The 10,799-nt window shown below is 65.1% G+C and carries 10 protein-coding genes; all 10 read right to left on the bottom strand.

Annotated features, from left to right (window positions below):
• Window positions 1-95 precede the first annotated feature (95 nt).
• The 10 genes from fbp to H6678_15530 all read right to left on the bottom strand — a co-directional run bounded on the left by fbp (window position 96) and on the right by H6678_15530 (window position 10,547).
• Window positions 96-1,118 carry a class 1 fructose-bisphosphatase gene (gene fbp / locus H6678_15575; protein MCB9475222.1) on the bottom strand — a complete coding sequence of 341 codons (1,023 nt, stop codon included), beginning with the start codon at window positions 1,116-1,118 and terminating at the stop codon, window positions 96-98.
• 12 nt (window positions 1,119-1,130) lie between these two features.
• Window positions 1,131-1,796: an HAD family phosphatase gene (locus H6678_15570; GenBank protein ID MCB9475221.1), complete on the bottom strand. Its 666-nt coding sequence runs from the start codon at window positions 1,794-1,796 to the stop codon at window positions 1,131-1,133.
• Window positions 1,793-2,518, bottom strand: coding sequence for a pyridoxine 5'-phosphate synthase (locus tag H6678_15565; GenBank protein ID MCB9475220.1), 726 nt, complete (start codon window positions 2,516-2,518; stop codon window positions 1,793-1,795). Before H6678_15565 ends, H6678_15570 begins: the two co-directional genes overlap by 4 nt.
• Window positions 2,519-2,794: 276 nt before the next feature.
• Window positions 2,795-3,334 carry a hypothetical protein gene (locus H6678_15560; protein ID MCB9475219.1) on the bottom strand — a complete coding sequence of 180 codons (540 nt, stop codon included), beginning with the start codon at window positions 3,332-3,334 and terminating at the stop codon, window positions 2,795-2,797.
• Window positions 3,334-3,921, bottom strand: a complete 588-nt coding sequence (locus tag H6678_15555; GenBank protein MCB9475218.1) for a hypothetical protein — start codon at window positions 3,919-3,921, stop codon at window positions 3,334-3,336. The genes H6678_15560 and H6678_15555 overlap by 1 nt, the downstream gene beginning before the upstream one ends.
• A 14-nt stretch (window positions 3,922-3,935) precedes the next feature.
• Complete coding sequence (locus H6678_15550) at window positions 3,936-5,051, bottom strand: isocitrate/isopropylmalate dehydrogenase family protein (GenBank protein MCB9475217.1); 1,116 nt, start codon at window positions 5,049-5,051, stop codon at window positions 3,936-3,938.
• A gap of 12 nt (window positions 5,052-5,063) precedes the next feature.
• Window positions 5,064-5,981, bottom strand: coding sequence for a PorV/PorQ family protein (locus H6678_15545; protein MCB9475216.1), 918 nt, complete (start codon window positions 5,979-5,981; stop codon window positions 5,064-5,066).
• Window positions 5,981-6,991, bottom strand: coding sequence for a hypothetical protein (locus H6678_15540; GenBank protein ID MCB9475215.1), 1,011 nt, complete (start codon window positions 6,989-6,991; stop codon window positions 5,981-5,983). The genes H6678_15545 and H6678_15540 overlap by 1 nt, the downstream gene beginning before the upstream one ends.
• Complete coding sequence (locus H6678_15535) at window positions 6,988-8,517, bottom strand: hypothetical protein (protein MCB9475214.1); 1,530 nt, start codon at window positions 8,515-8,517, stop codon at window positions 6,988-6,990. Before H6678_15535 ends, H6678_15540 begins: the two co-directional genes overlap by 4 nt.
• A complete protein-coding gene (locus H6678_15530; protein MCB9475213.1) occupies window positions 8,514-10,547 on the bottom strand; it encodes a hypothetical protein in 2,034 nt (677 codons plus the stop codon). Before H6678_15530 ends, H6678_15535 begins: the two co-directional genes overlap by 4 nt.
• Window positions 10,548-10,799 lie beyond the last annotated feature (252 nt).

Below are 10,799 nucleotides of genomic sequence, written 5' to 3'. Positions count from 1 at the left end.
ATCGGTGAGGTCCGCGCACGGTTGCGGTCCTGTCGGCCGGTTCAAGCCGTGTGCAGCGGAATCAGTCAGTGGCCTTGCGGCCCGGAATCGTTGTTTCAGCCCACCAGAGTGGGATCCATGCTGGCCAGCACATCCTGCACGTCCAGCTTGCTGCCGATGAACAGTGGCGTCCGCTGGTGCAGTTCGGTAGGCTGGATCTCGAGGATCGGCCCATCGTCGCTGTGTGCCGCGCCCCCCGCGTTGACCGCGACCATCGCCAGCGGCATGGCCTCGTAGAGCAGGCGCAGCTTGCCCTTGCCCTTCTTGCCGTCTACCCAGGTCCGCGGATAGAGGAACACGCCGCCATAGAGCAGGTTGCGATGGAAGTCGGCCACCAGGCTGCCGATGTAGCGGCTCGTGTACGGACGCCCGCGCTCCTTGTCCACCACCTTGAGGTCAGCCACGAAATCGCGGATGCCCTGTTCCCACCAGGCCGTGTACCCTTCGTTGACGCTGTAGATCTTGCCGCGCTCCGGTGTGCGGATGCGCCGGTGGCTGCGCAGGAACTCGCCCACGGAAGGGTCGTAGGTGAATCCGTCCACCGAGCCATTGCGCGTGGTATACACCAGCATGGTCGAGGACCCGTAGACCACATAACCGGCAGCCACCAGCTGGCTGCCCGGCTGCAGCAGGTCGCCCCGGTCGGGCTGGCTGCCCAGGGGCGAGCGGCGCTGGAAGATCGAGAAGATGGTGCCGATGGACACGTTGGCGTCGATGTTGCTGCTGCCGTCCAGCGGGTCGAAGAGCACCACGTACTTGCCCACCGTGGCACTTTCCTTGGGGATGATCATGTCATCCACTTCCTCGGAGCCGATCAGGCAGACACGCTGGCCATGGGACAGGGTGCGCACCAGCACGTCGTTGGCGTACTCATCGAGCTTGGCCACCGTCTCGCCCTGGATGTTGATGTCGCCGGTCTTGCCCAGCAGCTCGATCAGCCCCGCGCGCGTGACTTCCCGCTGGATGATCTTGCAGGCCAGGGCGATGTCGTACAGCAGTTCGGAGAGCATGCCACTGGCGCCGCCCTTCTCGCGTTCCTGCTCGATGATGTGTCGTTCGATGGTGACCATGCCGTCCATGTACTCTCCTTCTCAATCGATCAGTTCAAGCACCCGGTCGTAGCGGGAGCACACGTCATCCGCCTCGTGCAGGACCTTGGCCGGCAGAGTGGTGGTCAGGGCCAGCACATGACAGCCTGCGGCCCGGGCCGACTGGATGCCCAGCGGCGCATTCTCGACCACCAGGCACTCGGCCGCGGGTCGGTCCAGACGCCGGGCAGCCACCCGGTAGGGCTCGGGGTCCGGCTTGCCCTTCCGGCAATCCTCGGCGCAGACGATCGCCTCGAATGCGGCCAGCATCTCCGGCGCCAGCATGTGTTCCAGATTGTCGCGCGTGGACCCGGTGACCACCGCGACCGGCACTCCCCGCGCCAGCAGTTTCGGCAGCAGTTCCACGAACCCTGGCTGCAGCCCCGGGGAGGGCAGCGAACGGAAGTGACGGCGCTTTTCCTCCACCATCCGGCGACAGCTTTCAGCGTCGTCGGGCAGACCCAGCTGACGGCAGAAGCGCGCGCAGCTTTCCTGTGCCTTCTCCCCTTCCCGCAAGCGCGGCCACATGGGATCCAGGTCCACACCATGCAGGCGAAAGACATGCAGCCATGCGATCACATGGGTGGGAATGCTGTCGACGATGACGCCGTCCATGTCGAAGAGCACACAGCGCAATGGCCGGGAGGGGGTTGCGGGAGTCGAGCTCAACTGCGCCCAGGATTCCGTACCAGAGCCACCATGTCGGCCACGGCACGCCCCAGGCCGTCGAAGACTGCCCGGGAGATGATCGAGTGGCCGATGTTCAGTTCCTCGATTTCGCCAATGACCGCGATGCGCGCCACGTTTTGATAGGTCAGACCGTGTCCGGCACTGACCCGCAACCCGAACTTGCGTGCGGCCAGGGCCATGTCACGCAGGCGATCGGCTTCGGCCACCGCATCGCGCTCGGAATTGCAATTGGCGTAGCGCCCCGTGTGCAGCTCGACCACGTCGGCGTCGAGGCGCCGGCATTCCTTCAGCACATCCAGTTCTGGGTCGACGAAGAGGCTGGTCACGATGCCGTGGGCCTTGAGGGCCGCGATCTGCTCCTTGAGCCGTCCGCCCGCGGCGCGCACGTCCAGCCCGCCTTCGGTCGTGATCTCTTCACGCTTCTCGGGAACCAGGGTCACCATGTCGGGTGCGGTTTCAAGGGCGATGCGCAGCATCTCGTCACTGGCGGCCATTTCAAGGTTCAGGTGAGAAACCACGGTGGCCCGCAGCAATTGCAGATCACGGTCGCTGATGTGACGCCGGTCTTCCCGCAGGTGGCAGACGATTCCGTCGGCCCCGGCGCGCTCGACCAGACCCACCGCATGCACGGGATCCGGCTCCACCGTGCGCCGGGCTTGCCGGAGGGTGGCGATGTGATCGATGTTGACACCCAGTCGCACGCTGTCTCCTTGGTGTTTGGCCGTCAGCGGCTTGGCGAATCCGGTTTGAGGGCGGGGCCTGTCACGATATCCCGCAGCGGATCCGCACGTGGAATCGACCCGACGGCGCACACAGCCGCTGTAAGTCGGGAATCGGAATGAATCTGCAATTGATCCGAATCAAGCGCAATGGGCAGCGCCCGCCAAGGCACAAGAAAAGCCACTTCAGGGCGAATTGCCTTTGTCCGGAATCCACGAAAATGCGGGATTGAGGCCGATCGACGGCAAATGGGACGCCTAGAGATTGTCATCCCACTGGACGATGCGGAAGACTGGATCGTCGCCGAAGATCGGGCTGGGGCAGGCCGCGTTCTGCCCGCCCTGCCGTATCACGCTGAAACGGGCGTGGCCGTCCAGCCAGGTGGCATCCAGAGTGAGCACGAAGAAGACCGTGAAACTGATCAGCGAATCCGCGGTTTCCAGCGCGGACAGCGACTCGGAAATGCCGACCCAGCGCAGATCCACATCCTCATAATGCCTGAACAGGCGGCCGGTGGTGGCCAGATCCAGCTCGCGGGGCATTGAGGCGTACTCGGCCAGATCGGTGTCGAAGTAGTTGAAGGTGTAGGTGTCGCACGAGATGCACTCGGCATAGCGCAGACTGTCCTGGCGGATGTAGGCCATGCGGAAGTTTTCCAGCAGCCCGCCGACGGTGGCCTGGTCATTCCAGACGCTGCGCGGGTCGCCCAGTCGGGGCGCGAAGGGATTGCGGCAGGCACCCAGCAGCAGCAGAGGCAGCAGGCAGAGCAGGCGCTGAACGGGCGACGGGCAGCCCATCAGGGCCCCCGGAAGGTGACGCGGAGCTGGGTCCAGCCGGCTCCCGTGTCCGCGGCCTGGTCCGTCCAGCGCACGATGGCCCAGTCGCCACTCTGCTGTTCGCGTCCCAGCAGCAGGCTCAGGGTCCCGGAGAAGCGCTCGGGCAGCGATTCCACCCCATGCTGCATCTCAAGGGCATAACTGGATACGAAGAGCGCGCTGTCGCCGAACTGTTCGACCCGGGCCTCCGGGTCAAGCTCCAGCTCGTGACGTACATCCAGGGGCAGCGTGCTGAAGTGGTTGGCCAGGGAATGGAACCAGCCATCCTCCTCGTCCAGCCCCCAGTCCAGTCCCTGCAGGGCCAGATACTCCTCCGCGTCCGGCACCAGCCGGAAGGGCGAAATCCAGCCACTGTCGGCCAGCAGTTCCCGATAGGGCACAACCTCCAGGTAGCGGATCGCTTCCTGGAGGTTGTGCAACACGTTCTCGGGGCTGGCGGGGGGAAGGTAGTCGCCCAGGGCCGCGCTGTCCGGTTCCTGGCTTCCGCGCGGCTCGAACAGCGTGCAGGCGGCCAGACAGGCCAATCCACTGGTGAGCAGCAGTCGCACCTTCCCCTTCATGCTCAGAGTTTCTCGATCACGGCCTGCGCCATTTCGCGGGTGCCGGTGGTACCGCCCATGTCGTAGGTGCGGTGCGTGCCTTCGGCGATCACGGCGGCGATCGCGCTTTCGAGGCGGTCGGCCATGGCGGTTTCGCCCAGCCATTCGATCATCATCCGGGCGGTCAGCAGCATGGCCATGGGGTTGACCTTGTTCTTGCCGTAATACTTGGGCGCGCTGCCGTGGGTCGGCTCGAACACGGCGTAGTTGTCGCCGATGTTGCCGCTGGAGGCGAAGCCCAGGCCACCCACCAGCTGGGCGCAGAGGTCGCTGATGATGTCACCGAACATGTTCTCGGCCACCAGCACGTCATAGTTCTCGGGATTCTTCACCAGCCACATGCACATGGCGTCGATGTTGGTTTCCCAGAGCTCGATGCCCGGGAAATCGGCAGCCACCTTGCGGGCCTCGCGCACCATCAGTCCACCGGTTTCCCGCAGCACATTGGGTTTCTCCACCAGCGTCACGGTCTTGCGGTTGAACTTGCGGGCGAACTCGAAGGACTTGCGCACGATGCGGCTGCAGCCCTGGCGGGTCATGATGCGGGTGGAAATCGCCAGGTCCTCGGCGGCCACGGAGTCGTACTTGTGCATCTTGGGATTGGTGCACAGTGCCTCGCGCACATTGTCGGGCACGGGATGGAACTCGACCCCGCCATAACTGCCCTCCGTGTTCTCGCGGAAGACCACCATGTCGATGCCGTCCTTCAGGTTCAGCGGGTTGCCCGGGTAGGCCTTGCAGGGGCGCAGGTTGGTGTGCAGGTTGAATTCCTGACGCAGACGCACGATGGGGCTGAAGTAACTCAGACCCTTGCCCTGCAGTGAGGGGTGCAGTTCCTTCTTCGCTTCCTCGGTGGGCTTGGATGTGATCGCGCCAAAGAGGCAGGCATCCGTGTTGCGCAGGATCTCAAGCGTGCGGTCGGGCAGTGGGTTGCCCTCGCTGCACCAGAACTCCCAGCCGATGTCGGCGTGCACATACTCGGCGTCGAACCCCAGAGCATCCAGTACCGGGCGGGTGGCATCCATCACGTCGTTGCCGACGCCATCACCGGGCATCCAGGCAATCTTGTAGCGTGCCATGCAGGAATCTCCTTACATGAAAAAACTGAAAGTGAACTTCTGCGTGTCGTCGAAATCCCTTTTGAAGGGCAGATTCGCGTAATCCAGACGGAACTTGCGCCAGCGCAGGCCAAAGCCCCAGCTGAAGCTGCGATCCTCGTAACCCTGCATCCAGCCAGCGCGCAGCAGCAACGGATCCAGGGGCTGCAATTCGGCTCCGAGATGCAGGTGACCATCCTCGTCGCGCGTGGCAAGCCAGTCGGCGGCCACACGCACGGGGGTTTCGACCCGAGGCAGGCTGCCGCTCCAGCCCGCGCCGACCGTGATGCGGCGGGGCAGATTGACACTCTCCCCGGCCAGATCACCGGCGGCGCCCAGGTGATTCAGCGCCAGACCGGCGCTCCAGGGGCCGCGCGTCCAGAGCACTCCGGTGCCGAAGGATGCCGTGCGACTGTCGTCCCGGTAGATCTTCTCGTGCACCAGCGAGACCCCGGCCCCCACGCTCAGGCCAGGCGCGATTTCCATGGCCCCATTGATCCCGGCCGCCACATCCTGAAGACTGTACTCGCCATCCGGGTCGGGATTGGGCGTGTCGCGCAACTCGAAGCCGTCCAGCTCGAGCACGCGAGCGTGCAGGGTCAGCCAGACGGGGCCGGTGGCGAAGGAACCGGCGGCCGACACCATGCTGGCGTCGGCGATCCAGTCGTTGTTGCTCAGGCCAAAAGTGGTGCGGCGATCGGTGGGCAGAGCCGCCGGGTTGAGCAGTGCGCTGAAGACCCCGTGATCCAGGGCCACGCCGGCCTCGCCCATGCCACCCAGGGCGGCGTCGGGGACGATCTTGAGGAAAGAATACCCGCTGTCAGCGGATCCGCTGACGATGCCATCAATGCCGGCCCGGGCCGCCAGAGGTGCCAGGGCCAGCAGGGCAGTGGCCAATGCTGCGCTGTTCATCAGAATCCAAAGTTGAAATTGAAGGCGTGGATCTCACTGGGATCGTCCTGATGGATCACGACGGCGTAATCCAGGCCGATATGGACCTTGCGCAGTTGCCAACCGTAACCGCCCCCCAGGCTGAAGTTGCCCGAATCGTAGCCCGCACGAGCGGCCCAGTCGCCGTTCTCGCCCTGGTGATTGCTGTACTCGGCACCCAGGCGCAGGTCCCAGGCTTTCTCCGAGGAGGCCTGGTAGTCGGCACAGAGCAGCAGGTGCTTGTCCAGCAGGGTGTGTGCCAGACCGACTCCGAAGAGACTGGGGGTGGAATTCTCCACACGGGCTTCGCCGTCCTGGCCCCAGAGATCACCCGAGTCCCACTCGTAGGTGCCCATCAGGTTGGTCAGGCTGAGGCCGCCCCACCAGTCGTCCATCGGGTGCAGCGACAGGCCGGCACCAAAACTGGCGCTGTTGGCCTTGATGTCGCCCCCGCCATCGGTCACCTGCTGGAAGGCCGCGGAATTGATCGCCAGCGAAATGCCCAGCGCAACGGCCTTGCCGGGCTTGACCCCGAAACCAAAGCTGAAGGAATTCTCCGCATAGGCCATGTCACGCCCGGTGGTCTCGCCCCAGCTGGTGGTCTCGGGAATTCCGCCGACACCGGCACCGGTCCAGCTGATGCCGAGCGCGCCCATGGGTTTCAGAGGCAACACGGCGTGTACGCTGTTCAGGCTGCGATCCATGGAGAGCGACACCATGCCCAGCGAAGCCGCCGCCGATTCCTCCCAGGCCACCAGAGCCGGGTTGTTGAGGCGCGAGGCGGGGCCGCCGGGCCAGGCGATGCCCGTGTTGCCAATGCCCAGGGTGCGCGCATCGGAGCCGACGCGCAGAAAGGCCCCCGCGGTACCACCATTGCTGTTGTCGGACGCCCGGGCGGGCCCACAGGCCAGCAAGGTGGCCAAGGCCAGCACGGGTGTCGCGAGAGAATGGGTCCTGCCGGTGCGGGGAGTCTGTGGCACGCGTGTGTTCATCGAATCACCATCAGCTTTCCCCAACTGGACAGACCAGGGCCTTCAATGGAATAGAAGTAGACGCCATTGGCCACCAGGTCGCCCTGACGGTTGCGGCCGTCCCAGTAGAGTTCGCTGGTACCGGCGGGCAGGCTCACTCCGTCGGCCACCACCTTCACCGGGTCCATTGCAAAGTCGAACAGTTTCACGGTGACACTGCCCGCGCGGGGCAGATCCACCGAGAGCGTGGCCTGCACGAAGGCGGCCGGCGAGAAGGGATTGGGAAAGAAGCGGGCTGCCGAAGGCTGGTGCCAGGTCGAGCCCCAGCTGGCGCCCCCGTCGGCGCTGAAGAACAATCCGCGGGTACACCCCACCAGCAATTGCCCGTTGACGAACTCCACGGCGTAGATCTCGTCCACCAGCATCTCGCGGCGGATCACACCATTCTCGACCACCTTGATCTCGGGATAGCGGTTCCAGCTGCCGTCCGCCCCACCCTGATTCGACTTGAAGAGGCCGTCGTCGGTGGCCACCCAGACATCGTTTCCATTGAAGGCGATGTCCCAGATCTTGTGATCCTGCATGTCGTGGATCACGGTCCAGCTGGCGCCATCATCGGTGGTGTACGAGAGGCCGTAGTAATCGCCCACCGTGGCGAAGGTGGCCCAGCCGCCGACCCAGATCGCTTCGCCGCCGCCATCCAGCGCCTGACGTTTGAGCACCACCACCCAGTTGCCCGTGATGGTGGGTTCGCCGTTCTCCTGGGGGTGCTGGTAGTCGAAATGGGTCCACTGTGTGCCACCCCGGGGCATGAAGTTCAGGCCCCCCGCGCTGCCCGCCCAGACCCCGCCGTCGGCGCTGAGCACGCTGAAGGCGCGGTGATTCAGGTTGGCCACCGGGTCGAAGGGGTTGCTGTCCACCACGTGGTTGCGCCACTGGCCCGTGGCCAGGCTGTAACGGCGAAACCCGCCCGCGAAGGAGGCGGCCCAGATCGCGCTGTCGCCTTCCACGCTCAGCTCGTAGGTGATGTTCTGCACGGTGGTGGTGGTGGGCGTGCCGATGTACTCCAGCGTATCGCTGCTGTCGTAACAGCTCACGGCGATGCGGTCGGCCGGATTGTTGCTGGCGCCTTCGACATAGCAGTCCATCGGCTGGGGCAGCCAGGTCCAGTTGGATCCCTGGTCCAGTGTATACGCGATGCCGCCGCCGGCACCCTGGACCCCGGCGATCGAGGTATCGATGACCGTGGCGATGGCCACCAGCTGGTTGCCCACCGCCAGTCCGGACACGCCGCCCTCCTGGGGCATGATCGCCACGGATTCGTAGGTCTGGAAAGTCTGGCCCAGGTCCGTGGAATGCAGCACGCCAAAGCTGTTGCTGCCCCAGACCACCGGGTTCGAACCCACCCAGCCCACTTCAAGCTGTGTCACCGAATTGGAGACCATGCCGTCCACGGGCTGCGGATCATCGGCCCCCGCCAGGTCGAATGTGTGCTGGGCACTCGCGGTCAGGGCCAGAGCCAGCAGAAGCATCAGGCGGGCCGTCATCGTGCGCCTCCGAAGGGATCGTGTGCCGTGCGGGAGTTCACTCGCGAGAGCACGGGGCGGTCGGTGGGCGGGCGAAGCGGGCCGGGTTGTTCCTCGTCCACCAGCTTGTAGATCCGGTGAATGGGCGTGGCTTCGTTGCCCAGCAGATCCTGGGCCGTGAAGTCCACGAAGTAGATCAGGTTGTTGTAACTGGCCTGTCCGATCAACTGCATGGCTCCCGTGTAGATGCCGTCCGCGGCGGTCTGGTCGGCGGATTCGATGTTGGACCCTCCATCATCATACATGGGGAAGGTGGTCACCGAGCTCCCGTCAAGGGGTTCGATGGTCCAGTCGACCCGCTCGATCTCCAGGGCACCCTGGTCGTCCTGGACCGGCAGGGTGAACACGAAGAAATTGGTATCGCCCACGGCGGGAATCTCGAGGAACAGGGTGTCCTGCACATCCAGCAGGAAACCGCTGCCGTTGATGACCCGGTAGAAGGCCAGCATCTCTTCATCCAGTCGCGGCTCACCATTTACCATGTAAACGCTGACATCACTGGAGTCGCGCGCCGAGAACAGGTCGCTGACCACCACCCTGAAGCCGTAGTCGTTGCTTTCGCGGAAAGTGATCAGGGCCTCGGGCAGGTCCACTCCCCAGCGCGTGCCCGAGCGCTGCATGAACCAGCGCTCCCCCGTGTCCAGGAACTTCACCCAGGCACTGGTCAGGTCCGAGGCGCCATCGGGGTCGCTGAATTCGGCCTCGACCCGCAGGAACTGGCCGCTGGCCAGGGTGTCGGGCACAAAGACCTGGTCCACATGGGGTGCCGCGTTGTCACGCTCGGGAATCAGGGCCAGCGGCAGCTGCAGCAGCACGGGGGCCTGACTCAGCCAGGGCGTGACCTGCAGCTGCAGGTTCTGCCCCGCGGGGGGCTCGTCCTGCGGACCCAGCGTCAGACTGCCGCTGTACTCGCCATCCCCGGCCAGAAGGTCGGGGCTGACACCATCATCCAACAGTTGAAGCGGCTCGCCGCTGAGGATCGGGCTGCTCAGGCTGACGGCCAGAATGTCCGCCACTCCCTGGGGGTCGCCGGGGATCGCCCGGAACACCACCTGCCTGCTCTGGCCGGGCAGGGGAATGACCAGTTTCAATGTATCGGCGAAATCCACGGGCTGCAGGTCACCCTCCACGGTCTGCCAGACATGCAGGCTCCCGGAAGTCAGGACGGGCGGCAGATTCTGGACGTCGACGCTCAGTTCTTCGAAGGATTCCTGCCCGAAGAGATCGGTGGCACCCAGTCGGTAGAGCGAGGGACCGCTGGTGCGAGCGCCCACCTCCGGTCCGAGGCGACGGCTCCAGGTGGAGTCATTGACCATGTCCAGGGTCCAGCGCCGTTCGGGTTGACCGGCGAGCTCCAGCCAGACCGATTGCAGGTCGTCGTTGCCTTCGGGATCGCTGAGGATGATCTGGGCATCCAGACTGTCGCCGGAGGCCAGACTGGTGGGCAGACTGGTGGACTGGATCAGGGGCCGGCCGTTGTGCCCGACGCTCAGGGTGCGCGTGCTGCGCTGCAGTTCGCTGCCGTCCCGGGACAGCACGGCCACCAGCTGGTAACTGCCGGGGCTGTCGCTGAAGTCCACCCCTATGGTGTTGGCCAGGTCGGCAAGGCCCTGAGCGCTGAAGACCCCGTCGCCGGGAATGTTGTCGCCGCTGGAGCCGGGATCCTGCAGCACTCCGGCCTGGCCTGCGGCCAGTGGCTGGCCACCATCATCCATGAGGGTCCAGATCGCGGGGGCGCTCAGCCCGGGACCGCTGAGTTCCAGATGTACCGCGAGACCGGTCGCATCCGCAGGATTGGTGGGCGGATTCGTTTCCACACGGATCAGATAGGGCGCAGGCGCGTTGTCCGCCACCACGGTGGGCAGCTGAACCGACTGGATGGCGGGCTGCCAGACCGAGTCCGGGGCCGCGTTGTCTTCACAGGAAATGAGTCCCAGTGCCAGCAGGGCCAGGGACGGGACCAGCGCTCGGCGGGTCGGGAAGTACTGCAAGGCGGAGTGCCTCCGGTTTGGGCCGGGCGCATGGATGATCGGGGCCTCGGCGCGGAATGGTCTGGATCACGGCGCCGCAGGGCCGACCATGGTGCACGGTGCCCCAACATACGAACCGGAACCTTCAGTCTGAACCAGGGATCGGTGGTGGATCGTGGCCGGTGACCGCGAGCGGGGCAACCGGTTGTCGGCGGGTGACCCGCCATCGCATGACACGCCGCACCCGGATGGGGTTCCCTCCACCTGATTGTC

This window comes from Candidatus Delongbacteria bacterium, from assembly GCA_020634015.1.
In the GTDB taxonomy this organism is placed as follows: Bacteria; CAIWAD01; CAIWAD01; order CAIWAD01; family CAIWAD01; genus JACKCN01.
Note: the sequence above shows the minus strand (reverse complement) of the source record. Positions and strands in the feature narration are given on the sequence as shown.

Excerpts from the sequence above, each read along its gene's own strand:
- fbp (MCB9475222.1), bottom strand. The coding sequence starts at position 1,118 with ATGGACGGCATGGTCACCATCGAACGACACATCATCGAGCAGGAACGC.
- H6678_15560 (MCB9475219.1), bottom strand. The coding sequence starts at position 3,334 with ATGGGCTGCCCGTCGCCCGTTCAGCGCCTGCTCTGCCTGCTGCCTCTG.
- H6678_15550 (MCB9475217.1), bottom strand. The coding sequence starts at position 5,051 with ATGGCACGCTACAAGATTGCCTGGATGCCCGGTGATGGCGTCGGCAAC.
- H6678_15545 (MCB9475216.1), bottom strand. The coding sequence starts at position 5,981 with ATGAACAGCGCAGCATTGGCCACTGCCCTGCTGGCCCTGGCACCTCTG.
- H6678_15540 (MCB9475215.1), bottom strand. The coding sequence starts at position 6,991 with ATGAACACACGCGTGCCACAGACTCCCCGCACCGGCAGGACCCATTCT.
- H6678_15535 (MCB9475214.1), bottom strand. The coding sequence starts at position 8,517 with ATGACGGCCCGCCTGATGCTTCTGCTGGCTCTGGCCCTGACCGCGAGT.